This is a genomic window from Pyxidicoccus fallax (assembly GCF_012933655.1).
GTDB lineage: Bacteria > Myxococcota > Myxococcia > Myxococcales > Myxococcaceae > Myxococcus > Myxococcus fallax.
On the sequence record NZ_JABBJJ010000181.1, the window covers coordinates 1 to 25,300 of the forward strand.

The following is a 25,300-nucleotide window of genomic DNA, read 5'->3' on the forward strand; positions in this document are numbered from 1 at the left end:
CTCCCCTGCCCCGCCCGCGCTTCGGTGACCTGCGCTTCCCGTGTGCCGTGGCGGTGGGGACCGTGGGCCCGGACTCCGTGCGGCTGTGGCTGCGCTCGGACCGTCCTGGCCCGCACCGGCTGGAGGTGTGGCCGCTCGACGCGGGGAATTCACGGCGCTCCGTGTCCTGGCACTTCACTCCGGCCGAGGACGCGGATGGCACCGGCACCCTCCTCTACCCCGACGGCTTCCCCGGTGAGCCGCCGCTCGCGCCCCTGCGGCGCCACGGCTTTCGCATCACCCGCGAGGCGGACGGTGTCCTCGTGGGCGAGGGCCGCTTCGAGACCTTCCCCGCTCGCGCCGAGGACACGCCGCCCGTCTTCACCTTCGGACTGCTGAGCTGCCACCAGCCCTTCATGTCCTCCGGCGACGTGTTTCCCGCCTCCGCCGCGATGCTGGAGGCCGCGCGCACCACACTGGAGTCGCACGACGCGCGCTTCCTGTTGATGTGCGGCGACCAGATGTACGTGGACGAGCCGCGTGCGCTCTCCCTCTTCTCGCCGCGGTTCTTCCGTCGCGCGGGCGTGGCGGGCCGGGCGCGGTTGCTGGAGTGCTCGGCGGACGAGGTGCGGCGGCTGTACCAGCTCCGCCACCGCCAGTTCTGGGACCTGCCCGGCTGGCGCGCGCTGCAGGCGGGGTACCCATCGTGGCTCATGCTCGATGACCACGAGGTGGTGAACAACTGGGGCGCCGAGCCCGAGCACTCCGGGCCCGCGTGGCGCCGGTTGGACCAGGGCTCCCGGGCGGCGTACTTCGACTACCAGGGCTCGCGGGTGCTCGGCCCGTGTCCGGCGGGAGTGCCGGACACCTTCGATTTCAGCTTCGACTACGGCAGCACTGGCATCTACGCCATGGACCTGCGCAGCCAGCGGCGCGGTGGCGAGCAGCCTCGCGTCTACTCACCCGAGCAGCTCGCGCGGCTGTCCACATGGTTGGACGCGCACCAGCACAGCCGCGCGGTGTTCCTCGTGCTGAGCGTGCCCATGGTGTACGTGGCCTCGTGGGCGTCCATGGGCATCTCGCTGCTGCGCAGCCACCGGGGCGACGCGAGGGACCGCTGGACGCATCCGTGGAACCTGCCGGACCGGGACCGGTTGCTGGGCCTGCTGCTCGCGCACCAGCGCCGCTGTCCGGAGCAGCGCGTGGTGCTGCTCAGCGGCGACGTGCACCTGGGCTGCGCGTTCGCCATCGACTGGCTGGGAGACGCGCGCGGCACGATGTACCAGTTCACCTCCAGCGCGGTGACGCACCTGACGCATGGCTTCTCCGCCTGGGCGGCCAGGCACCTGCCTCGCACGGAGCTGCTGCTGAAGGTGGAAGATGGTCCCGCGGCGCGGCTGGTGCGGATGGATGGCGTGGGAGACGCGGACCACAACCCCTACGGGGGACTGAACGTGGGCGTGATTGAGGTGCACGACCGGGGGGCCCACTCCACCGTGCGCTTCAAGCTGGTGGGCCAGGACCCGCGTCACCCGGACCAGCCCGTCACCGTGTTCGACACGGGCGAGCTGTGACTCAGGAGCGCTCCGCCAGTCGTGCCCGGACGTGCGCGAGGAACTCGTCCGGGAGCGGCGCGTTGTAGGTCTTCACGTAGTGCGGCAGGTCCTCGTTCCAGAACCAGACCCCATCCGTGTACCCCGAGCCCGAGCTGATGATTCTTCGGGCCGGGTCGAGGATGTCGCGGGACACCCCCGGACAGGCGACGAAGCATCTCCCCGACTGCAGGTACCGGACGATGTCCGCCTCGTCGGGCAGGCGGGGCTCGTGGCTTCTGTCCGTCAGCTCAGGCGCGTCCGGGTCCCCATAGGGGAGGTTCCGGTAGTTACCGAGCCTCCGTACGTTCATCTCCATCTTCACGACTCCCTTCCCCTGCCCGTCACTCTCGCGGCAGCGTGCGGAGGAACTCGTCGAGCGCGGCGTTGAATTCCTCGGGCGCGTCCATCATGAACCAGTGGCTCACGCCCGAGAACACCCGGTACGAAATGCCCGGGTACAGGTTGTGATAGGAGTGGGGCTGGATGAACGCGTCCACGACGAACGTGTGGACCGGGCCCTTGTAGCGCTCGAACACGCGGTCCGAGTTGTACGTGAGGACGCTCTCCGACGCGCCGGACACCACCTCGCGCGGCGTGGCGTGCAGCCAGCGCATCACGGACTCGTGCGTGTGCGGCTTCGCGTTCTCGAGGATGGGCGTGAACCACGTGTCCATGAACTCGCGGTACTTCTCCGGGCGCATGCCGTCGCGGAACCACGCGAGCTGCTCGGGAGGCAGCGGCGGCATGGTGCCCGTCGTGTCCACGAAGAGGAGCCCCGCGAGCCGCTCGGGCCAGCGGATGGCGTACTCCCCCGCGATGGTGCCTCCGAAGCTGTGCCCCACGAGCACGAACTTCTCCAGGCCCAGCGCGTTCGCCACCGCGTGCACGTCCTCGGCCATGTCTCCCGCGCCGTACCGGCCCTGGGCATCCGGGTCCGACTCGCCCATGCCGCGCAGGTCGAAGGACACGGAGCGCTGCTTCAGATGCGCCTGCTGCGCGGCCCACTGCTCGCGGCGGCCGGCGTTGCTGTTGACGAAGAGCACGGGGAGGCCGCCCTCACCGGAGTCGGTGACGACGAGCCGGCCCGCGGGGCCCTGGACGGTGCGTGTGGTTGCCATGGTCTTCATCCCAGAGGGTTCCGGGGCAACATGCAACACCCCCGTCCCGACGGACGAGTCCGCCGAATACGGCGTGCATACGCCGCCCTTGTTCCCGTTCAGAGGTGGACGCCACGGCGTGTCGTGGCAGATGCAATTGAGATGTGCGAAGTGCCCAGGTGTCATGGGAGGATTCCGGTATGAGCGAACCCGCGATTCTCGCTGTGGGCACCCGGGACCGGTGGCGTGGCGTCGAGGTCACCGATGACGGAGAGCCTGGGATGCTGGGCGTGTTCCTCCTTCGCCTCCTGCGCCGTTACGGCGGACTGAAGGGCGTCGCGGAGAAGTTCGTCTCGGCTCCCTGGGGCTGGCGCAAACTGCCGACGCGCGAGGCGCGCGAGAATGGCTGGGCGCCCTGGTTCACCCCCGACAACGAGCACAGCCACAGCCAATTCCTCACGTGGTTCATCCTCGATATCGAGGGAGGCCGGCTCGAGGTCTTCGACGTGGTGGAGAAACAGTGGTTGGAGCCCGTCCGCATCGCGCCGGATGGAAGCCCGCTGAACCGTCCGGACTGGGTGCCTCCTCCGCCGAAGTGGCTGCCGACGCGACCGGCCGTGGTGGACGTGCGGGCCGCCCGCGTCCTGGAGGCGCTCCGGAAGAACGACCTGAGCGTGGAGCGGGCCCGCGCCATCGTCTCCGCGTGGATGCGCGGACGGGTGCCTTCGGAAGCCGTGGGAGACGAATGGCAGCTCTGGTGCGGCGAGGGAGCCACCTGCTGGTCCGCGTGGCGGCTCGACGGTCAGCTGCTCTGGATTCCGGACCGCGCCTACGACTCGTACTTCGAGCTCGTCCTCTCGACGTCGGACTGTGCCGTCGGCTTCGGCACCGCCTCACCGGAGGCGTGGGTCGAGGCGGCGCTCCAGGTGGGCATCCCCCGGAGGAAGGCGGGCAAGGCGGTGGAGGCGCTGCTCTCCGCCGCCGCGGCGCCCTTCTCGACGCTGCCCGTCAAGGTGGCCGTCGAAGGCTTCTTCCACGAGGAGCCATCGGGCCTGCTCGATGAGGTGAAGCAGAAGCTCTTCCCGCCCCTGCCGCAGCTGCTTCCCAGGGCCCACATCGTCGAGGTCCTCCCCGCCTTCTCCTATGAGGAGCTGATGCGCCGGGTCGACAGTGGCGAGACCCCGAACAACGTCGTGGAGGACGAGGAAGGCTTCCATCCCGCGCGGGAATTCGAGCCGCCCCATGAGTGGCTCGTCCACCTGGTGCAGACCCTGAGCGTTCCCGTGGCCCCGCGGACCACTCCCCTCCCCGAGCGCCGTCGCAGGTCCTACTGGCCCTACGACGAGCCGTAGGGCCGGGGTTTCGCGCGTCCGTGTCGCACGGAAACGTGGCGTCCCCGTGCGTCCCTCCGCGCGTGAGGTGGACACACTCACGCCGTGCCGCGGCTCACCGCGCTCCCCTCCCCTGCTCCCTGCTCACGCGAGCGCGTCCGGTGGCCGACGACTCCCGCGAGCCACGCCAGCGCCGCGGCCACGGCGACCACGCCACCCATGGGCTTCGCGGTGCCGTTGTTGAACGTGCTCACCGCCCACGACGCGGCGGCCGCCGAGGCGAACTGTAGCGCGCCGAGCAGCGCCGACGCGAGGCCCGCGTGCGCGGCGTGCCGCTCCAGCGCGATGGCCGCCGAGTTCGGCCCCACGAGCCCCAGCGTCGACACGAACAGGAACAGCGCCGCGGCCAGCCCCCACAGTCCCAGGAACCCCGACCACGCGACGAGCAGCACGCCCACCGCCGTGACGGCGTACAGGCTCACCGCGATGCGCAGCAGCCTGTGCAGCGGGATGTGCCTCACCAGCTTGCGGTTGAGCTGCGCCAGCGTCACCAGTCCCACGGCATTCGCGCCGAAGAACCAGCCGAAGTTCTCCGGCGCCACCCCGTGCAGCGAGATGAACACGAACGGCGAGCCCGCGATGTAAGCGAACATGCCCGCGTACGCGAAGCCGCCCGCGAGCGCCGGGCCCACGAAGTCCGCGTCCCCGAGCAGCTCCCCCAGCCGCGAGCGCATCGTCCGCGTCCCCGTGCGCGGCGGCGCCGTCTCCCTCAGCGTCCGCACCACGGCGACCAGCGCCAGCGCGCCCACGACGGCCAGCACCACGAAGATGGTGCGCCACCCCGAGTGCCGCAGGACGAACCCGCCAAGCAGCGGTGCGAGCACCGGCGCCACGCCCACCACCAGCATCAGCCGCGACATCGTCCGCGCGGCCTCGGCGCCGGACCACAAGTCCCTCACCACCGCCCGGGGCGTCACCAGCGCCACCGCGCCCCCGAGCGCCTGCACGAAGCGCAGCGCCACCAGCGCCGGGGCATTGGGCGCCAGCGCGCAGCCGAGCGAGCCCAGCACATAGAGCCCCAGCCCGAGCTGGAGCGGCCGCTTGCGGCCGAAGTGGTCGATGAGCGGCCCGGTGATGAGCTGCCCCAGCGCGAGCCCCGCGAAGCACGACGCGAGCGTGAGCTGGATGACCGACGCGCTGGAGCGCAGGTCCTCCGCGATGCCCGGCAGCGCCGGCAGGTACATGTCGATGGACAGCGGAGCGAACGCCGTCAGCGTGCCCAGCAGCAGCTCCAGGGCGAGCGTGCCGCGCGGGGTGGACTCTTTCGAAGCAGTGCTCATGGACTCCAGGGACCGAGGCGCGAAGCCCCGGTTGTGTCGCGGGGCGTCCGTGTCCGGCGCCCGAGGATGCGGCCTGCCTCCACGTCTGCCCGGCGGCTCGCGGCCCCGGGCTCCCGGCCTCACGGGCCGTCCGCGGAGCCGGGTACCTCCCGAACCGTGGAGTGGAGTTCCTGCGCCTCAGTGGATAGCGGCCAGCCGCGCCGAAGGCGATTGCGGAAACCGAATACACCTGTTGCGGAAATGGAGCAGTGAGGCTGTCCGCCGCCCCGGCCGGGCACCGGGCCCGTGTCAGCCCGCATGTCAGACCCCTCGGCTATTCATTCACCCGTCGCGCACACGGAGGCGTCGGACCCTCTGAGGCCCGAACTTGATTCCACCGTTGCGTCCTCACCGCACAGGTGGGTCCGCCTTCCGTGGCGCGCGACACCAGCTTCACCACGCGGGCAAGGGCTGCCTCGTGTGGAAACAAGGCGGCGCACGTCCCGGGAAACCGGGCCGGAGCGCCGGACGCGGGACGGAGCGGTTGTGCTCCCGCGGCGGCTTCAAGACGCCACCCAGGCCGGGGGGGCGGCGCCAGCACGGCTGGCCCGACCTTCTGGAGTGATGGCCGGTGCGCGCGAGGCAGGTAGACCTCAACCCCTCCCACTACCTGCCTCGCGCGCTCCCGTAAACCTCTCCCCGCGCGTCGGCAATGGCCCAATGAGAAAGCGCCGCACTGGCCCCGTCAGCGAGCCAGCGCGCGCCTAGCTTGCGTCTCTCGCGTGGCGGCCATCGCCACCGCTCCGGGAGACTCCAATGATTGACCTGTACTTCAGTCCCACGCCCAACGGCCTGAAGATTCGCCTCTTCCTGGAAGAGACCGGCCTCCCCTACCGCATCGTCCCGGTGCGCCTGTCCGCCGGGGAGCAGTTCGCTCCGGCCTTCCTCGCCATCTCGCCGAACAACAAGATTCCGGCCATCGTCGACCCTGCGCCGAGGGACGGCGGCGCGTCGGTGCCAGTGTTCGAGTCCGGCGCGATTCTCCTCTACCTCGCGGAGAAGACCGGCCAGCTGCTGCCCACGGACGGGCGCGCTCGCCTGGAGGCGCTGCAGTGGTTGTTCTGGCAGGTGGCGGGCCTGGGCCCGATGGCGGGTCAGGCGGGCTACTTCCGCGTCTACGCCCCCGAGCCCCTGCCCCAGGCCATCGAACGCTACACGCGGGAGGTGTCGCGGCTCTATGGCGTGCTCGAGCGCAGGCTCGAAGGCCGCACGTACCTCGCGGGCGAGGCGTACTCCATCGCCGACATCGCCTGCTATCCCTGGGTCGTCCCCCACGCCGCGCACGGGCAGCGGCTCGCGGACCTTCCCAACGTGAGGCGCTGGTTCGAGCGCATCGCCGCGCGTCCCGCCACCCTGCGCGTCTACGACGGCGTCGAGGACGGATACGCGAAGCCGCGGGCTCTGTCCGCGGAGGCACGCCAGGTGCTCTTCCAGCAGGGCACCGCCGGAGCCGAGGCGAAGCGCTGAGCCCCCTCTCCTTCCAGAGCGTCCATCATGCCCCTCTACCTGTGCGAGACCTGCGGCACCCAGTACGCGGAGACCTCCGCGCCACCCGAGCACTGCCCCATCTGTGAGGACGAACGCCAGTACGTCGGAGCGAATGGCCAGACCTGGACGACGCACGAGGCCCTGGCCGCGAAGTACACGCTGCGCATCGAGGAGGACGCGGGCCTGCTGGGCTTCGGCCTGGCGGCGGACTTCGCCATTCCCCAGCGGGCGCTGCTGCTGCCGACGGACGCGGGCAACATCCTATGGGAGTGCATCAGCCTGGTGACCGATGCGGCGGTCTCCGCGTTGAAGGCACGTGGAGGCGTGGACCGCATCGTCATCTCGCATCCGCACTTCTATTCATCGATGGTGGAGTGGAGCGAGGCGCTGGGCGGCGTGCCCATCCTGCTGCACGAGGCCGACAGGGAATGGGTGCGCAGGCCGTCCTCGAACCTCCGGTTCTGGAGCGGGGACGTGCACCGGCTCTCCGAGTCGGTCACCCTCATCCGGTGTGGCGGCCACTTCCCGGGCAGCACCGCGCTTCATTGGAAGCAGGGCCCGCGCGCGGGCGGCGCGCTGTTTCCCGGTGACGCGCTGCAGGTCGTCATGGACCGGCGGCACGTCAGCTTCATGTACAGCTATCCCAACTTCATCCCCATGAAGCCCGGTGACGTGCGGGCCATGCGCGAGCGTCTGCGGGCCTACGACTTCGAGGACGTGTTCGGCTACACGTGGGGCCGGAACATTCTCGGCGGCGGGCGCGCGGCGGTGGACGCCTCGTTCGAGCGTTACCTGACGGCCGTCTCCGGCTGAGCCGGGCGAGGGGAGGGCAGGGGGCCTGACCCGCCGGATGCCCTCCGGCATGGGGCGTTTGCTTGCCAAAGGGCGCCCGCCGGAGTCATACGAGGCACGGGACGGTCGCGGCGCGCGGAGCCAGGGTGCCCGAGCGCCTGGAGGGAAGGGGAGCCATGTCAGGCTTCCCGCTCCAGCAGCGACCCTCGTGAGCGATGGGACTGCGTTACGACGTCATCGTGGTGGGCCTGGGCCATGCGGGCTGTGAGGCGGCGCTTGCCTGCTCCCGGATGGGACTGGCCACGCTGGGCCTCACGCTGAAGCGTGAGCGCGCGGCGGTGATGAGCTGCAACCCCGCCGTGGGCGGCACCGCCAAGGGCCACCTCGTGCGTGAATTGGACGCGCTCGGCGGAGAGATGGGCCGCGCGGCGGACGTGGCCGGCACGCACTTCAAGACGCTCAACGCGTCGAAGGGCCCGGCCGTGCAGGCCACGCGCGTGCTGTGCGACCGCGAGGCGTACTCGGCGGGGATGCGGGCCGTGCTCTTCTCGCAGCCGAACCTCACGGTGCTGGAGGGCGAGGTCTCCACCGTGGTGGCCGAGGGCGGCCGGGTGGCGGGCGTGGTGCTGCGGGACGGCACGCAGGTGTCGGCCTCCGCGGTGCTGCTCACCACGGGCACCTTCCTCCACGCGCTGATGCACGTGGGCGAGAAGAAGGAGGTCGGCGGGCGCCTCGGCGACGAGGCCGCGCGCGGACTGTCCGACTCGCTGCGCGCGCTGGGCTTCACGCTGGGCCGCTTCAAGACGGGCACGCCGGCGCGGCTGGCGCGCGCGAGCATCGACTGGGAAGCGGTGGAGCCGCAGCCCGGGGACTTCCCGCCGCGCCCGCTGTCCTGGCGCACGAAGGTGGAGATGGCCTCGGGCGGCGAGTTCCCCAAGCAGCCCGCGGTGACGTGCGGCATCACCGGGACGACGGTGGAGACGCACAAGGTGCTGCGGGACAACCTGCACCGCTCGCCGCTGTACCAGGGGGAGATTGTCGGCCGGGGCCCGCGCTACTGCCCGTCGCTGGAGGACAAGGTGGTGCGCTTCGCCGCGCGCGAGAGCCACCAGGTGTTCCTGGAGCCGGAAGGGCCCACGTCGCCGCTGGTGTACCCGGCGGGCCTGTCCACGAGCCTCCCGGCGGACGTGCAGCTCGACTTCCTGCGCACCATCCCCGGGCTGGAGAAGGTGGAGGTGGTCCGCTACGGCTACGCGGTGGAGTACGACTACGCGCCGCCCACGCAGCTCAAGTCCACGCTGGAGACGAAGGCCATCGCGGGCCTCTACTTCGCGGGGCAGCTCAATGGCACCTCGGGCTACGAGGAGGCCGCGTTCCAGGGACTTTGGGCCGGCATCAACGCGGGGCTCCAGGTGAAGGGCGAGCCACCGCTGGTGCTCGGCCGCGACGAGGCGCACGGCGCGGTGCTGGTGGACGACCTGGTGACGAAGGGCGTGGACGAGCCGTTCCGCATGTTCACCAGCCGCTCGGAGCATCGGCTGAAGCTGCGCGAGGGCAACGCGGACCTGCGGCTGGCGCGGCACGGGCATCGGGTGGGGCTGTTGCCGCGCGAGGCGCTGGAGCGGGCCGAGGCGCGAGCGCGCGCGGTGGCGGACGAGATGGCGCGGCTGAAGCGCTCCGGGCTGGCGACGCGGCTGAAGCGGCCCGAGGAGACGTACGCGAGCCTCGCGAAGGGGCGGGAGGACTGGCCCGTCATCCCCGAGGACGTGGCGGAGGAGGTGGAGGTGGAGGTGAAGTACGAGGGCTACATCGCGCAGGCGGCGAGGGCGGCGGCGCGCGAGGCGGAGGCGACGGACCGGTGGCGGATTCCGGAGGGCTTCCGCTTCAACGAGGTGCGCGGGCTGAGCACGGAGGCGGTCGAAAAGTTGACGGCGCACCGGCCTGGGACAGTGGGTCAGGCACGGCGGATTCCGGGGCTGACGCCGGCCGCGGTGTCGTTGCTGCTGGTGGCGCTGAAGCGGGGCAGTGGGAGCTGTGCACAGTCGGTGGAATGATCTGAACCGGGGCTGTGGATAACGTGTGGGAAATTCTGGGGACCGCCGCCGCCTGAGTAATTCCAGGGGTTTGTGGCCCCGTTGGATGTGGAGGCGTTGTGGATAACGCGCGGTTTGTAGATCAGCTCGCGACAGGGTGCCGGGCGCTGGGAGTGTCGGTGGCGGAGGACGTGGGGCCTCGGCTGTACCGGCTGATGGGCGAGTTGCTGAAGTGGAACGCGAAGGTGAACCTGACGGCGATTACCGCGCCGGAGGAGGTGCTGGAGAAGCACTTCCTGGACTCGCTGGCGGTGCTGCCGGAGGTGACGGGCGCGGCGACGCTGCTCGACCTCGGAGCGGGCGCGGGCTTCCCGGGGTTGCCGTTGAAGCTGGCGCTGCCGTCGCTGGGCGTGACGCTGGTGGACGCGGTGGGGAAGAAGGTCGCGTTCATCAAGGCGGCGGCGGCGAGCCTCGGGATGCAGGGCGTGCGCGGACTGCACGCGCGCGCGGAGGGCAAGCCGGAGGCGGAAGGGATTCCGCTCGCGGAGGTGCTGATTGCGCGCGCGTTCATGGACCTGCCGGACTGGCTCGCGCTGGCGCCGGGGTACGTGGCGCCGGGCGGGCGCGTGGTGGCGATGCTCGGCAAGGCGCAGTCGGACGCGGAGCTGACGGCGCGCGCGGCGGAGCGGCAACTGCGCGTCGTGTCCGCGCGGGCGTACCGGCTGCCGTTCTCCGGAGCCGAGCGCCAGGTCGCGGTGTTCGCGAAGGAGTAGGGCAGGGGAGGGCGGCTCCTGCCCGGCCCGGAGCTCCGGGCCCGGGCCGCCAAGGGGAGCGCCCCTGCCTCCCAGCCGGAACGGAAGCTCCATTCCGCGGGAGCTCTCCGGTCCCGGGCAGTCCCCAGCCGGAACGGAAGCTCCATTCCGCGGGAGCTCTCCGGTCCCGGGCGGTCCCCAGTCGGAACGGAAGCTCCATTCCGCGGGAACTCTCCGGTCCCGGGCGGTCCCAGCCGGAACGGAAGCTCCATTCCACGGAAGCCTGCCGGCCCAGGCTGCTTCATGCGGAATGGAAGCTCCATTCCACGGAAGCTCGCTGACGCCCCGGGTGCTCCCACGCGGAACGGAAGCTCCATTCCGCGGAAACCCGCCGGCCCCGGGGCGGCTCCCCTTCGGAACGGAAGCTCCATTCCACGTGGGCCTGTCAGGTTCTCCCCGGTTCGCGTCCTGAATCAGTGGCGGCGCTTCCCCTCGGGATGGTCGGTCCACGCCGCGTTTCCCTCTCGGGGCGTGACGAACAGCAGTCGCACCTCCGGGGTGTGCAGCCGGGCCGTGTGGGCGACACCCCTCGGTATCAGGAGCGCGTCTCCCGGACCGAGGTCGTGCGGCAGGTCCGGTCCGCTCTCGGGACGCAGGGTCATCGTCATCCGCCCGGACACCACGACGAGCAGCTCGTCCCCACCGTCGTGGCGTTCCCAGAATCCGTTTGTGCCCTCGACTCCGATGCGGATGACTCCCAGCATCGCGCCGCCGTGCGCGGCGTAGTCACCGAGCATTCGCGCCTGTCGAGGGTCGGAGATGGCGGCGAGCTCCGTGGCGATGGTGAAGGACAGTCCGGTCATCATCGTTTCTCGACTCAGGCCGTGGCCGGTTCGGTGTCGAGGTGGAGTGCCGAGGCCAGCAGCTTGCCGAACTCGACCTCGGGCAGGGTGCGGCGGGCTTCGATGAGTCGCTTCGCGCCCTCGCCGATGATGATGCGGAGCGGTGGCGCGCTGTCCTCGATGACACGAGCCACCTCGTGCGCGAGCAGGTCGGGGTCGTTCCCCTCTTCCCGTGTCGCGCGTTCGAGCAGTGAGACGAGCCGCCTGCGCTTGACGGCGAGGTCCGGGCGCTCGGTGCGCGGATGATGGAAGCCGATGCCCGTGCGCATGCCGTCGGGCTGCAGGAGCGTGACGCGGAGCGCGGTGCCGCGCAGTTCGTGCGCGAGCGACTCCGACATCGCTTCGAGCGCGTGCTTGCTCGCCGCATAGGCGCCGAGGAACGGCACGGCCACGGCTCCGGAGAGTGAGCTGACGTTGATGATGTGTCCCACGCCGCGCTCGCGCATGGGCGGGAGCACCGCGAGCATCATCCGCAGCGCGCCGAAGAAGTTCGTCTCCAGCTGCGCCCGCGCCTCCTGGAGGCTCGTCTCCTCCACCGCGCCGATGAAGGCATGGCCCGCGTTGTTGACCAGGGCGTCGATACGTCCCTCACGCGCGAGCAGCTCGCGAACGCACGCCTCGACGGACGCGTCCGAGCACACCTCGAGCGGCAGCATGGGCCATTCCGTGCCCGCTCGCGGTGTCGGCTGGCGGCTGGTGCCGTAGACGCGGTAGCCGCGCCGCGCGAGCAGTGCCGCCGTGGCCCGGCCGAGTCCGGACGACGCACCAGTGACGAGGACGACGCGGCTGTTCCGCGCTTCCGGAGTGCTTCGACTTTCCATGTGGGGTGGCTCCGTTGAGAGGCGGAGCGCAATATGCGAATGATTCGTCACATTCGCTATTCGCATTCCCGGGAAGGGTGGCGCGCATGAAGACGGTCGAGACAACCCCTCGGAAGTTGCCGCGTCAGGCGCGCTCGCGAGCGACGGTGGACGCGTTGCTCGAAGCGGCGGCTCAGGTTCTGGTGGAGCACGGCTACGAGAAGACGACGACCGCGCGAGTCGCCGAGCGAGCCGGGGTGAGCGTGGGCTCGTTGTACCAGTACTTCCCGAGCAAGGAAGCGTTGGTCGCGGCGCTCATCGAGCAGCACGCCGACGAGATGGTCAGCGTCGCCGATGAGGCCCTGTCTCCCTTGAAGACCGCGTCACTCGAAGAGGGACTGAAGGCCATCATCCGCGTCGCGGTCGACACGCACCGCATCTCCCCCGAGCTGCACAAAGTGCTCTACGAGCAGGTGCCGCGCGTGGGTCGCGTCGCGGAGGTGATGGACACGAACCGGCGCATCACCGAATTGATTGAGCGCTTCCTTCGCGCCCATGCGCGGGAGCTGCCGCGAGGAATGAAGCCCGCGGTCGCCGCGGTCGTGCTCGAGACGGCGCTCGAGGCCCTGTCGCACAAGGCCATCACCGAGCGCCAAGACCTTCTCGCGAGTGGGGTGCTGGAGCGGGAGCTGTACCAGCTCGCGGCCGGCTACCTGTTCCACGCGGAACGGTAGGGGGCGCGGTCCGTGTGCCGGCGACCTGTTCCACGCGGAACGTCAGGTGGCGTTCGGTGGTCGAGCGGTGCGCGCGGGAGCGCTGTCGTGCGCTGGGGCGGGGTGCGACGGGCGACCGCACGAGTGCGGGCGTGTACCCGTACGTGGAACTGCTGGCGTGCTTCAGGGGAATGCTCGGCCGCGAGTCCGTTGCGTGGCGTGGTCCGGGCACACCGTTAGTTTTCGCGGCGGGGGTGCCACGGATGAAGCGTCTGTCGATAGAGGGGCCGCTTGTCTGGATGTACGAGCGCAACCACGACGTGCTCGCGCGGGAGTCACGCGCTGACTTCGAGCGACGTCTCGGACCGCCGCACGGGACGGACCCGGAAGGTGACGGGCTCGGGCCGACGGACTGGTGGGCCTGGCGCGCGGACTGCGGGCTGACGCTGGTGGTGCTGCGTCGCGAGCGCGCCGGCGACTTCCACGTCTTCACCGGGGAGCACGAGGTGGACCACGCGCTCGCGCACCTCGGCTGGTGGAGCCGGGAGGTGGTGTGGCGCGTGGACGAGGGACGGCCGCTCATGAAGAACGGCTGGGCCGTGTACCGGCAGGACGATACGGGCAACCGTCACGACGTCACCGTGATGCCGGCGCGCGGCCACGCCGAGTGCCTGGCGCGACTGCTGGAAGCGCGAGCACACAAGCAGTGGTACGCGATTGAGGCGCGTGGAACACCGCCGCCGCCTCCGATGCCGAAGCCCCGCGAGGGCTGGGCCGTCATCCGGCAGGACGAGCACGGCAATCGCGCCGAAGTGGTCGTGCATCCGAGCGAGGAAATCGCGCGCAAGCTCGCCCGCGCGTACGACGCCGAGCCCCGGCACAAGCAGACCTACTTCGTGGTGCCGGTGCCGCCCGGGGCTTGAGCGGCCACGGCGCGAGTGAGTTCCGCGACCACGGTCTGCTTGAGCGCCTCACGGCTGGTCATCTGGGTGAGCGGCCACGCGATGATGCGCAGGTGAGGCGCGCCGGAGAAGACACGCGGGTGCTCGTCACGCGTGAGGTCCTTCGCCGTGCCCGGTGTGTAACCGTGTTGTTGGAGCAGGTTCCCCGCGAAGTCGCTGTCGCTATAGAGACCGCGGATGGAGTCGGGGGCCAGCGCTTCCTCCAGGCCCACCACCGTGAGCACGAGCGTGGCCTCGTCCGCGTCGAATGACGGGCTGAGGTGCACTTCGACGATGGCCGCGTGCCGGGCCGGTTCGCCTGTTCGTGCGTGCGCGTAGACGCGGCCCATCGACCGTGGAAAGCGCGACGGGAGTGCCTCGATGGCGTTCGAGATGCCGGCGAAGACCAGGTTGCCGGACCAGACTGGACTCCACCCGGCGTCCGCGAACACCAGGTCGATGTCACCGAACAGCGCGGAGACCTCGCGGTACACCTCGCGCATGAAGTCGGTGCACTGCTTGATGGCGACGCCTGTTCGTGGAACAGCGCTCATCGTTCGTCCTCGTTGGAGGTGTTGAGGCCCCGCTCCGCGAGCAGCGGGAGCGGAGGCAGGAAGGGGAGGGGAGGCAGGCTCCAGTGTTCGCGCCAGGCGGGCGTGGCGGACACTGGAGGCAGCCGGGATGCGAGCGAGTCGAAGCCACGGAAGCGGAGCAGTGACTTCCGCTCGAGCAGCGCGGCGATATCGCGACGCAGGTTGCGCTGAGATTCATCTGTTGGAGTCGGCGGCTCCTGCGTGACGAGTGAATGCAGGTCTCGCCACGAGAGCCAGTAGAACCTCGCGAGGGATGGCTCCTCGCCAGTGAGCCGCTTCCAGCTTTCGTCCAGGTCCGCGATGGGCATGGTGCCGTGCGCGGTGACGTAGACGAGCTTCACGCCACGGATGACGGTGGCGGAGGTGTCGGCACGTGAGGGCCGGATGTTTCCCGACGCGAGCGCGCGCCAGTAGTCGACGAGCTGGTCTCCCTGCGCCTTGCCCGAGGAGTCTTCGACGATGGCCGCATTGCTCTTGCCCGACTCGTACTTGCACTCGACGAGGATGGCCTCGGTCCGAGACTCCAGACGCAGCAGCACGAGCGCATCGGCCTCGCGGGTTCCGGCGCGAGGCCAGAACAGCACCCGCGCTCCGAGCACTCCGTCGGGCACGAGTGCCTCCGTGTTGTGAGTCGGGTACGCGCGAGCCAGGCGAAGCCACGGAAGCAGCACGTGCTCGGCGGGGAGATACGTCAGTGAGCCGAGCAGATTCGACGTGAGCAGGTCCTCGAGCCTGTCGAGTGCGACGCGCGTGTCATCGGGAAGCTTGTTGTGGAGCTCGGCCTTGAGCATGGGCGGTGGCAGGAGCCTTGGTCCGCCGAGACAGGTGCGCAAGAAAGGGGCTCACGTGCTGGCTGGCGGGCGCTGCCGTGAAAGAGGCATCGGGGACGCGAAGGTTTCATACCCGCGGCGCCACAGCGCGCGGGACTCTTCGACTCCCAGCACCTCGGCGTGGAGGCGGTGGTCCTGGGGCATGTCTTGGGAACCAGCACCCCGGGGGAGTGGGGGACGGTGACTCTTCTTGGTCATCGTTCCTCCTGCGTCCGTGGACCGCGGCGAAGAGAGGACCGTCGCATGGGCTCGCGGATGTGCGGACCGTGTGGAGCCATGGAGTCTGTCTGACGGGCTGACCCGCTTCGACGAATTGGCTCGCGGTGCGTGACCGAGCCCGTGAGTGATGGGCTCGCACGTGGAGGAGGTGCGCGAAGCGAGTGCCGATGTGGACACGAGCGCCCGAGGTGAATCGTTCCCGAGGGCGCGCTCCACATGGAACCCGCTCGACCAGAGCCGAGTCGCGAGAAGCGCTGTTCTCGCGTGGTGCCGAAGTGCTTCATGGACTGGCAGGTGTCTCGGGCGGGAGGGAGAGAGGGCGGGAGCATGAGCCCTGGCTGAGCGCGAGGCAGAGGGCCGCGTGGTGGGTTGGCGTTCACGGCGGCGCAGTCATGAGGACGCGAGGGACATCACTGAGTCGTGCACGTGTGTCGCCGGTTCGCGGCTCGAAGTGCGCTCCGTGTTCCAGATGAGTGAGGTCGGGGCACGGTTGAGGACCGAGCGGTGCCGGGCCGTGCTCGATGCATGTCCGTGTTCGTGGGGAGTGCGGTCCACGTCGATGTTCGTGAAGCCATGGGACGGGGTGGGACCGAGCGGTGCCGGGCCGGGCTCGATGCATGTCCATGTTCGTGGAGGAGCGCGGTCCGGGTTCCCTGCGCGAGCGGAACCCGCGTGCGCATGGAGCGAGCAGCAGCGATGGCGGCTCGCTCATGAAGGAGGCGCAGGCGATGACCGCTGCACCGCGATGCAAGCGGGAGCGGACCCAGCGTTCCACGTGGAACGAGCAGCTGGGATGGCCCCGGGCCATGGCGAAGACGCACAGCAATGACCGCGCTGCACCACCACTCGTGCGGGAACGGAGTCCGCGTTCCACGTGGAACGTGCGATGCGAGAGCCACGAGCCCACGGTGGAGGTGCGGAGTGATGTCTGCCGCCCGCCGCCACGGCGGTTCGAGCTCGCGTTCCGCATGGCCCGCGCAGTCGCGATGGCAGCGGACTCATGCCGGGGCGAAGAGCGCTGACCGCGCTGCACCACCATGCAAGCTGGAGCGGAGCCCACGTTCCACGTGGAGCGACCAGCCGTGATGACGGCGGGCTCATGGCGGAGGTGTGGAGTGCTGCCGGTTCGAGCCCGCGTTCCACGTGGAACGAGCACTCGTGATGGCAGTGGGCTCATGGCGGGAGCGAGGAGCGATGGCCGCGCTGCACCACCGCGCACGCGGAGCGGAGCCCGCGTTCCGCGTGGAGCGAGCAGCCGCGATGGCCGAGGACTCGATGGCGGAGCTGCAGTGTGATGCCTGCCGCGCGCAGCCACGCGAGACCGGGAGCCCGCGTTCCACGTGGAACGAGCAGCCGCGATGGCCGCGACTCGATGGCGGAGCTGCAGTGCGATGCCTGCCGCGCGCAGCCACGCGAGACCGGGAGCCCACGTTCCACGTGGAGCGAGCAGCCGCGATGGCCGCGGACTCGATGGCGGAGCTGCAGTGCGATGCCTGCCGCGCGAGACCGAGAGGCCGCGCTCCATGTGGAACGAGCAGCCGCGTGGTGGCGCGCTCGGGTGGAGGTGCAGGGGCGATGACCGCCACCACCGTACGCAGCCGTGCAGCTTGGAGCTCGCGTTCCACGTGGAACGAGAAGGGCGCGCTCATGGCGAGCAGGAGTGACGAGCGCACCGGGACCACGCGAGCTGGAGTCGGTGTCCCGGTCTGAGCGCTCATGCGCGGTGTTGGCGGACACGGCGTGGCGAGTGCCGCGACATCGCTCCAGGAGGAGTGATGCCGGCGCGCACCTGGTGGAGGTGCGGAGCGACGAGTGCCCGGCATCGCCCGAACCCGAGTCAGCGTTCCACGTGGAACGCGGAGGCGATGGCTGCGGGCGGTGGTGGAGATGCGGACTGACGAACTCCTCGGCACCGCGGGAACGGGAGGCGCGTTCCACGTGGAACGTGCGGTCGTGATGACGGCGGGCCGTGGTGGGGATGCGGACTGACTCGGACCTCGGCGCCGCGCGAACTGAAGGCGCGTTCCACGTGGAACGCGCGGTCGCGGTGATGACGGTCCCCGGTGGTAGCCCGAAGCGACGTGAGTCGCGGAGCCAGTCGACCCGGTGTCCCCGTTCCACGTGGAACGCGAGGCCGCCGTGGTGGCGGGTTCACGGTGAAGGTGGAGTGCGCGACCCAGAGCACTCCCCATTGATGCCGGGTCCGCGTTCCACGTGGAACGCGGGGCCACCGTGGTGGCGGGTTCACGGTGAAGGTGGAGTGCGCGACCCGGAGCAGTCCCCATTGATGCCGGGCCCGGGTTCCACGTGGAACGTGGATGCGATGGCGCGGTGCGCGTTCATGGTGCCGTGATGTGCGGCGCTCCGCGGACCTGACGCGCGCCATGAGGTGCGCGTGAAGCAGTGCCACCGCTCAGTCGCCACGGCCGGCAGGGGAGGGGAGACCCTCGCTCAACGCCGCTTCGACCAGACTCGTTCCACGTGGAACTCGCATGGGGGTGGAGCGTCACCGCGCAACGTGCTCGCCGTGAGGTGCGCGTTGGAGGCTCACGTCATGGAGCCTGAACCGTCCGCGCGGCGCGATGAGCTGGCGGACCACGCGCGCCGCCCGTGGCTCATGGCATCACCGGAGACAGGCCGCGCGTTCCACGTGGAACACGCGCGGCTCGAAGTGCTCCACGTGCTCGCGGGCCGGTGCCGCCATGGATGGCACCCGCCGAGCACGAGCTCCGATGCGCATCCACGCCGAACGAGGTCCGTGCCCGCGCGCTCCTGGTGCGCACCGGTTCGACATGCGAGCGCGGTGGGCGCTTCCGCTGAAGGCCTCCGCATCGCGTGCCCGCGCTCAGCCGTTCTTCAAGAGACCTCGGCTCGCATCAGCGGCATGTGGCGGAGCGAGCCTTTCACGTGGAACGCCGATGCCGTGATGGAGGCCTCGTGCCGATGGGCTCGGCATGCGCGCGACGTCCGTCCACGCGTGCGCGGTGAATCCCGCCTCATGAGGGGCCGGTCCTCACGTGCGCGCCCAGCGCATGCGCGGAGACCGCGAGGCGTTCCACGTGGAACGCGGATGACGGTGGCCGCGCGGTGGCCACGTGGAGTTGCGCGTCCATGCGGTGAAGAACCTCTCCCGCGCGTGTTCCACGTGGAACGCGGATGACGGTGGTCGTGCGCGGTCGTCACGTGGAGTTGCGCGTCCATGCGGTGAGGAACCTCTCCGCTCGTGTTCCACGTGGAACGCGGATGACGGTGGTCGTGCGCGGTGGCCACGTGGAGTTGCGTGTCCATGCGGTGAAGAACCTCTCCCCGCGTGCTCCACGTGGAACGCGGATGACGGTGGCCGCGCGGTGGCCACGTGGAGTTGTGCGTCCATGCAGTGAAGAACCTCTCCGCGCGTGTTCCACGTGGAACGCGGATGAAGCGCTGGCGCCACGCGTATCCGCATGCGCCTCGCGGCCTCATGAAGAGGAACACCGACCTGGTTCCACGTGGAACGCGGATGGGGGCTCACGCGCACGTGTTCCGGTGCGCAGTGGCTGAGCGCGTGTTCCACATGGAACGAGTTGTCGGCGGGGCCGCGCGCGTCGGCGACGCGACGCCGGTCCTGATGGCGTCGCATGGCGTGGTCATCTGGCGACGTGTTCCACGTGGAACCGCGCGCGCCGCGACACACGTGTTGATGCGTTCATCCGGCGAAAGCCTCCGGCCGTGTTCCACGTGGAACGCCGATGCGGGCCGAGGTCGCGTGCGCGGCGACCTGCATCCGGATGAGGCCACGTGGAGAAGGTCCCTGGCTGCTCGTTCCACGTGGAACGCGGAGGTGAGGAGCGGCAGGCGCCGAAGCGCGGCTGGATGCCGTCATGGGGTGAAGGCCTCTGGCGCTCGTCGGATGCCGACGGTGTTCGCGTGCACGGCGACACACGCTCGGATGCCGCCACGGGGTGAGGACCTCTGGCGCCTGTTCCATGCGCGGTGTTCGCGTGCGCGGCGACACGCGTTCGGATGCCGCAACGGGGTGAGGACCTCTGGCGCCCGTTCCACGTGGAACGCGGATGCGAGTCGTGGGCGCGTGAGCGCGTGAGCGCATGGCGGCGCGCGTCCGGAGCGCATCACCTGACGACGTCGGTCAGTGCTCGCGTGCCTCCACCGCGTTCCACGTGGAACGCGGATGCGCGCATGGCAGCGCGCGACCATGCATCCCGAGGTTGTCATCCGGTGAAGGCCGCCGGCCGTGTTCCACGTGGAACGCTGGGCGAGGTCGCGTGTGCATGCGGCAGCACCCGTGATGGAAGGAGCACCGGTCGCGCGTTCCACGTGGAACAGGAAGGGAGGGCGGTGCGAGGCAAGCGCGAGCGTGCGGTGGAGTCCGCCGCGCGAGGTTCACCAGGAAGGTTCATGCCTCCAGCCGTTCGGCATGGGCCGAGCCCAAGCCTTGGCGTGAGTGCTTCCCGTTCCACGTGGAACACGGCTCGCGGTGGATGCGCGCGTGGGCCCACGCGGTCAGGTGCCAGGGAGGTCCGCCGCGTTCCACGTGGAACGGGGCTGCGGTGAGCCGCCCGCGCGTGAGTCCGCGGCGAGTTCGAAGGTCACCACGCGCTCGCGACATCGGGCGGCGTGTTCCACGTGGAACCCAGATGCACCTGGTGACGCCATGGGGGCGGATGGTCGTCATGAGTTCCGGAAGGCATCACGAGATGACGGCGACACTTCGCGTCCCACGTGGAGACATGAAGGCGCGGTCGGCATGCGGTCGCGCGAGTTCGAAGGTGCGCGGGCGAAGGTGCCGCGCGCGTGTTCCACGTGGAACCCGGTTGGAGCGAAGTGCCCAGTTGCTCCAGAAGGCGCCGCGAGGTCGGGACCCTCGTGAAGGGTGGTGGTCCGGCGTGGTGGTCGCGTGGAGCCCTGGGGGCGCGAAAGGTCCAGTGGCTGATGCGTCGCCGTGAGCATCAGGGGTCGGGCGGGAAGGCATCACATGTTCCACGTGGAACCGAGCTGGCGGGAGCGACCCGACCGCGCGCGCGATGTCGACGCGAGGTCGTGGGCCCTCACGGTGACGTCGCCGAACCGCACGTTCCACGTGGAACCGGGTCGACATGAGCGGAGCGCGGGCTCGCGAAGTCGACATGGGGCTTGGGCCCTGGCGGTGACGGCGTCCATCCGCGGGTTCCACGTGGAACACGGTCCGCGTGAACTCGCATGTGGCCTGCGAGGTCGTGGTGCTTGCGGTGGCGACACGTCGCCGAGGCTCCAGGTCGAAACCCGCGGTCGCGCATGCGCGTCGGCTCCACGTGCTCGCCAGGAGCCTGACGACATCGCGCGGTGGAACCCATTCGCCGCGCGCTCGATGAGGAAAGACACGGGTGTGAGCGGGGCTCGAGCTGGCGAGGCCGGCGAAGGTCACCTGCTATCAGCAGCCGGTGACGGCACCAGGGCAGTGACACGTGGACGCGGCCGGCACGAGCAGTCCTCGCGCTCGCGAGTTCGGGAGAGTCGACGAGCAGGCGCGGTGAGAGTGGCGGGCCCGCGTTCCACGTGGAACCAGGCCGGCGGGCACGGTCCGATGCTCAGGAGGTCGGCCTCAGGTCGAAGCCGGTCCGCGGCGACAGTGCCGTGGTCCTGACGTGGAACCGAGCCGGCGGGCTCGGCGCGGTACCCGCGAGCCGGCGTGAGTTCGAAGCGGTCAGGTGGATGAGGCCGCATGCCGCTGGTCCCACGTGGAACCGAGCCGTCGTGCGCGGTCCCGCACTCGCGCGGGCGTCATGAGTTCGGAGCGGTCAGGTGAATGAGGTCACGAGCCACGAGTTCGGCGTGGAGCCGAGTCGGCGCGCGCGACCCGATGCTCGCGAAGGCTCCACGTGTTCGGAGTGGGCAGGCGGATGAGGTCGCGTGCCTCGTGTTCCACGTGGAACCGGGTCGGCGCGCGCGACTCGGTGCTCGCGAAGGCTCCACGTGTTCGGAGCGGGCAGGTGGAGGAGGTCGCGTGCCTCGTGTTCCACGTGGAACCGGGTCGGCGCATGCAGCCCGATGCTCGCGAAGGCACCGTGAGTTCGAAGCGAGCAGGCGGTGACCGTGCCGCGGGTTCCACATGGGCCCGTGCGGGGGTTGCGCGGTCGGGTCCTCGCGGGGCCCGGTGAGCTCGAAGTGGGCAGGTGGTGGAGGTGACGCGTTCCACATGGAACCAGGTCCGCGTGCTCAGCCCGGTACTTGAGAAGGTGCCAGGTGTTCGACGCGAGCAACCGGTGACGGTGGCTCGCCGCGTGTGCCACGCCGTCTCCGAGTCGGAACGCGAACGGTCCTCATGCTCGCGAGGTCATCGGGGTTGGGGTGCCATCACGTGCTGGTGCCATCGCCTTTCGCGCTCCACGTGGAAGGGGACGGCACTGGGGCATCGGGAGTGATGATGACCTCGGTCGGTGGGCACTGATGTCTTTCGCCGGGGCCGTGGGCACGTGTCGAAGGTGAGCCTTCCGAGGTTGGACCCCTGCTCGCGGTTCGCCGCATGTCGGCCGTCGAGCCTCGGGCGTCACACCCTGCCGCAGCCAACAGGCCCCCAGCATCGCTCGCGCGTTCGGGTCGAGTTCCTCACGCGTCAGGTGCCAGTAACCTGCGTTACCGCGCGGGTGAAGCGGTTCGATGCGTATCGCCGTGGCGTTCGATTCGGGAGCGAGTGCTCCTCCACCGCGATGCCCCCGGAACATGTCGAAAGGAAGAAGGCGGGGCGCACGCTTCCGCCCGCGAGCCGCGCTTCGGTGAGGAGTCCATGCGCGTCTCTCGTCCTGGGCCTCGGTGCCTGCCAGGCGCCGCGAAGTGGAGCGAGCTACCAGGCAGTCAGCCAGGGATGCGACTCAGCAGACATCCGAAGTTCGGAGGGAGACCTGGAGGTCGCGCGGGCACAGGAGTTCGGCTCGCGGAGTGACCAGGTCAGATGCCCGGTCGTCGGTGGTGCGCGGCTCGGCGCCGCACGTTCCGAGTGGAGTGGGATTCACCGCTCCGGAAGCGTGGGCCATTCGGTCTCGCGAGGTCATCGAGGTCTGAGGCCCACGGAACCGGAGGTCCAGCGGCGCGTCACCTGAGTGTGCAGCTCGCGTTGCCTGCCTGCGCCATCTGTCTTGCAGCTCGACGTGCCGGAAAGGAGAGGGGACAGGTCGAACCCGCGGTCGTTCCATGTGGAGCAGGTCGTGCGCGGCCCCCACCCCACAGCGGCCAATCGGAGACTCTGTTCGGGCTCGGCAGCAAACAACCCGGGCCACGGCCAGCAGGCACATCACTGACGCGCGTCGCGCACCGTTCCATGGCGAGTGCCCATGGTGTCCCAGTGGGCATGAGGCCGTGTTCTCAGATGCAGGCAGGACACGCGCTCTTTGGGAAACGCTGGAGCCACGCATCACCCACTCGTCGTGCCATGGACCTGCATGTTCATGCGGAGGGCTCAGCACCCCATGCACAGCCGTGGGGGCTTCCCACTCACGCCTGCACGCCTGCTCGTGCGCAGCGGTCAGGTGGGCTCGCTTCCGGCGATGCCGTGCGTACCTCACGGTCATCCACGCTGAAGATGGAGGCGACGTGAGTGCCTTGATGGGGCGCACGCAGGCCGGGGTGACCAGACACGGCTGAGCAGGACAGGGCAGTCCGCCCCCAGCGGCAGGTCTCGTTTCCTCATGTTCGTGACGACGCGCTCTGGTCGCACGCGGCCTCGATGTGATGCGTGGGTACTCAGGAGGACGGGGCGCGGCTTCCGAGCCTGCGCACGGAACTTCGCCAAGGAACGGGCCACGTGCCGCCCATGTCTCCACGATGGCCTTCACGTTCAGGCGGCCCCGTGTCCCCGAGCTGCCGCACGGGGCTCGGCACCAAAGGAGGCGCATACAGCGTCTTGGACCGCGATCGTCGCCGCGCGCATACGAGCCGAGCGACTTCGGACTCATCGCGCGGAATCCCGGCTCGTGAGCTCCTCATGCCACGCGCGCCCGAGAGCGACTCCCGTTCACATGCCGTCCCACGACGTCGTCAGCTCGACCAACTGGAGGGGCTCCGCGAGAAACCCCAAGTCGGACGCGAAGCACTCCGGCTTCGGTCCGGTGACGCTCACACCGGAGACACGATGAGCGCGGCAGTCATGGGGAAGCGTCCACACGGTCCGACGGCGAGCACGCAAGCAAGCGTGCGCGCCCACGCGAGTTCGCGATTGCGCTGCTGTGCTAGCCGGCTCGCCATCCAGACCAGGAGGCAGGTCCTGGGTCGTGGTGCCGAACACCCACCAGCGAGCAGCCCCAAGCGCGGATGGCTCCCGTCGAAACCTCGCCGTGACGCGAGGCGATGCGCGCCGGGACGCTCGCCCGAACCAGATGCCGCTCGGCCGCACGGGAAGGGACCTCTGGGTGCGCAGGCGGGTTCCGCGTGGAACCCCAGAGACCTCAAACATGCAGGTTCCGCGTGGAACCTCGCGGAGGGTCCAGGCAACGGAGCGGTCACGACCTCTCCTGAAAGGCGCGGGCTCGGGACCAGGAACGCTCGTCTGCTCGTCCAACGCGCGGGCATGCACCCACGCCCACCGAGCACGGTACACACCCCGGGCACTCGAACCCCAGCCTGCCCGCATCCTTATATAGAGGGCTGACACGAGCCCTGCGCCCGGCCGCTCCCTCCTTTATATAGAGCCCTCGAACCAACCCGCCGGAAGCCCCCGCGACCCCTGTCCAACCGGCCCCGAAATCCACTTCCCGGACTCCGGAATCAGGACCGCACAAGGCAGCCGAGCGAGGCTCGCCGCAAGGCTTGCCGCGAATTTGATCGGATCCCGAAGCGCGTGCTAGCAGCGTGGATCAGCGCGCAACCGTGCACTGCTTCACGCGCGGGGCCCTGGCACCGGCCGGGGAGAGAGAGGATGGGCCACGTGGGTCGTATCATCTGCATCTCCAACCAGAAGGGCGGCGTGGGGAAGACCACCACCGCCATCAACCTTTCCGCGAGCCTGGCGTCCGCCGAGCGTCGCACGCTCCTGGTGGACATGGACCCGCAAGGCAACGCGGGCAGCGGGCTCGGTCTCAAGCGCGACGACCTCCACGGCACCGTCTACGAGGCGCTCCTCAATGGCCGCCCCATGAAGGAGCTGCTCCACCCGACGGAGCTGCGCTACCTCCAGGTCGTCCCTGCCACGCCGGACCTCACCGGCGCCGAGGTCGAGCTCGTCGGCCAGGAGCGCCGCGAGTTCCGTCTCCGCGACGCCCTCCGCCCGCTGGCCGCCGAGTACGACTACATCATCATCGACTGCCCGCCCTCGCTCGGCCTGCTCACGCTCAACGCGCTCGCCGCCGCGGACTCGGTGCTCATCCCGCTGCAGTGCGAGTACTACGCGCTCGAGGGTCTCTCGCAGCTGACGCACACCATCGACCTGGTGAAGCAGGGCCTCAACCCGGACCTGACGATGGAGGGCATCCTCCTCACCATGTTCGACGCTCGCGCCAACATCGCGCACCAGGTCGTCGACGAGGTGCGCGGCTACTTCAAGAAGCAGGTCTTCGAGGTGGTCGTCCCGCGCAACGTGCGCCTGTCCGAGTGCCCGTCCTTCGGCAAGCCCATCATCCTCTATGACATCAAGTCGAAGGGCTGCGAGAGCTACCTGGCGCTCGGCCGGGAGCTCATGAAGCGGGACACCCCCAAGGCGCCCCGCCGGCGAGTCGCCTGAACTGAAATCATCTGGAAGCAGCGGGGGCTCTCCGAGGTTGGCGGGGGGCCCTTGCCATTCATGGCCGCCGTGACAGTGACGCGGCGCTGGAGTCCCCTCCGTGGTGAAAGCAGACATGCAGAAGCGGGCGCTTGGCCGAGGGCTCTCCGCCCTCATCCCCCAGGCCGCCCC

Annotated in this window: 16 protein-coding genes; 9 read left to right on the top strand and 7 right to left on the bottom strand. The window is 69.8% G+C overall.

Features of this window, described 5'->3' with window-relative positions; genetic code table 11:
- On the top strand, positions 1 to 1,553 hold a 1,553-nt coding region (locus HG543_RS31580), incomplete at its 5' end, for an alkaline phosphatase D family protein (RefSeq protein ID WP_169348629.1).
- A 1-nt stretch (position 1,554) separates the two neighbouring features.
- On the opposite strand, the gene HG543_RS31585 is transcribed toward HG543_RS31580, so the two are convergent.
- Both HG543_RS31585 and HG543_RS31590 read right to left on the bottom strand, forming a co-directional pair.
- Positions 1,555 to 1,890: a hypothetical protein gene (locus HG543_RS31585; protein WP_169348630.1), complete on the bottom strand. Its 336-nt coding sequence runs from the start codon at positions 1,888 to 1,890 to the stop codon at positions 1,555 to 1,557.
- Between the two features lie 25 nt (positions 1,891 to 1,915).
- Complete coding sequence (locus HG543_RS31590) at positions 1,916 to 2,692, bottom strand: alpha/beta fold hydrolase (protein ID WP_169348631.1); 777 nt, start codon at positions 2,690 to 2,692, stop codon at positions 1,916 to 1,918.
- 179 nt (positions 2,693 to 2,871) lie between these two features.
- Here HG543_RS31590 and HG543_RS31595 point away from each other — a divergent pair, with 179 nt between their 5' ends.
- A complete protein-coding gene (locus tag HG543_RS31595) occupies positions 2,872 to 4,023 on the top strand; it encodes a hypothetical protein (RefSeq protein WP_169348632.1) in 1,152 nt (383 codons plus the stop codon).
- Between the two features lie 77 nt (positions 4,024 to 4,100).
- Here the strand turns inward: HG543_RS31595 and HG543_RS31600 are convergent, their stop codons facing one another.
- Positions 4,101 to 5,342: a multidrug effflux MFS transporter gene (locus HG543_RS31600; protein ID WP_169348633.1), complete on the bottom strand. Its 1,242-nt coding sequence runs from the start codon at positions 5,340 to 5,342 to the stop codon at positions 4,101 to 4,103.
- A gap of 795 nt (positions 5,343 to 6,137) precedes the next feature.
- Between HG543_RS31600 and HG543_RS31605 the strand changes: the two genes are divergently transcribed.
- The 4 genes from HG543_RS31605 (at position 6,138) to rsmG (ending at position 10,467) form a co-directional block, all read left to right on the top strand.
- A complete protein-coding gene (locus HG543_RS31605) occupies positions 6,138 to 6,848 on the top strand; it encodes a glutathione binding-like protein (protein ID WP_169348634.1) in 711 nt (236 codons plus the stop codon).
- 27 nt (positions 6,849 to 6,875) lie between these two features.
- Complete coding sequence (locus HG543_RS31610; protein WP_169348635.1) at positions 6,876 to 7,682, top strand: MBL fold metallo-hydrolase; 807 nt, start codon at positions 6,876 to 6,878, stop codon at positions 7,680 to 7,682.
- Between the two features lie 194 nt (positions 7,683 to 7,876).
- Entirely contained in the window at positions 7,877 to 9,715 is a 1,839-nt protein-coding gene (gene mnmG, locus HG543_RS31615) for a tRNA uridine-5-carboxymethylaminomethyl(34) synthesis enzyme MnmG (RefSeq protein WP_169348636.1), read from the top strand.
- A gap of 98 nt (positions 9,716 to 9,813) precedes the next feature.
- Complete coding sequence (gene rsmG / locus HG543_RS31620; protein ID WP_169348637.1) at positions 9,814 to 10,467, top strand: 16S rRNA (guanine(527)-N(7))-methyltransferase RsmG; 654 nt, start codon at positions 9,814 to 9,816, stop codon at positions 10,465 to 10,467.
- A 452-nt stretch (positions 10,468 to 10,919) separates the two neighbouring features.
- On the opposite strand, the gene HG543_RS31625 is transcribed toward rsmG, so the two are convergent.
- Positions 10,920 to 11,312: a cupin domain-containing protein gene (locus HG543_RS31625; protein ID WP_169348638.1), complete on the bottom strand. Its 393-nt coding sequence runs from the start codon at positions 11,310 to 11,312 to the stop codon at positions 10,920 to 10,922.
- 11 nt (positions 11,313 to 11,323) lie between these two features.
- Positions 11,324 to 12,169: an SDR family NAD(P)-dependent oxidoreductase gene (locus HG543_RS31630; protein WP_169348639.1), complete on the bottom strand. Its 846-nt coding sequence runs from the start codon at positions 12,167 to 12,169 to the stop codon at positions 11,324 to 11,326.
- 86 nt (positions 12,170 to 12,255) lie between these two features.
- Between HG543_RS31630 and HG543_RS31635 the strand changes: the two genes are divergently transcribed.
- Complete coding sequence (locus tag HG543_RS31635; protein WP_169348640.1) at positions 12,256 to 12,882, top strand: TetR/AcrR family transcriptional regulator; 627 nt, start codon at positions 12,256 to 12,258, stop codon at positions 12,880 to 12,882.
- A gap of 242 nt (positions 12,883 to 13,124) precedes the next feature.
- Positions 13,125 to 13,784 carry a hypothetical protein gene (locus HG543_RS31640; RefSeq protein ID WP_246357429.1) on the top strand — a complete coding sequence of 220 codons (660 nt, stop codon included), beginning with the start codon at positions 13,125 to 13,127 and terminating at the stop codon, positions 13,782 to 13,784.
- On the opposite strand, the gene HG543_RS31645 is transcribed toward HG543_RS31640, so the two are convergent.
- Complete coding sequence (locus HG543_RS31645) at positions 13,751 to 14,356, bottom strand: hypothetical protein (protein WP_169348641.1); 606 nt, start codon at positions 14,354 to 14,356, stop codon at positions 13,751 to 13,753. The genes HG543_RS31640 and HG543_RS31645 overlap by 34 nt on opposite strands.
- Positions 14,353 to 15,186, bottom strand: a complete 834-nt coding sequence (locus tag HG543_RS31650) for a hypothetical protein (RefSeq protein WP_169348642.1) — start codon at positions 15,184 to 15,186, stop codon at positions 14,353 to 14,355. Before HG543_RS31650 ends, HG543_RS31645 begins: the two co-directional genes overlap by 4 nt.
- A 9,142-nt stretch (positions 15,187 to 24,328) precedes the next feature.
- Here HG543_RS31650 and HG543_RS31655 point away from each other — a divergent pair.
- Positions 24,329 to 25,129: a ParA family protein gene (locus HG543_RS31655; RefSeq protein ID WP_211194285.1), complete on the top strand. Its 801-nt coding sequence runs from the start codon at positions 24,329 to 24,331 to the stop codon at positions 25,127 to 25,129.
- Positions 25,130 to 25,300: the final 171 nt, after the last annotated feature.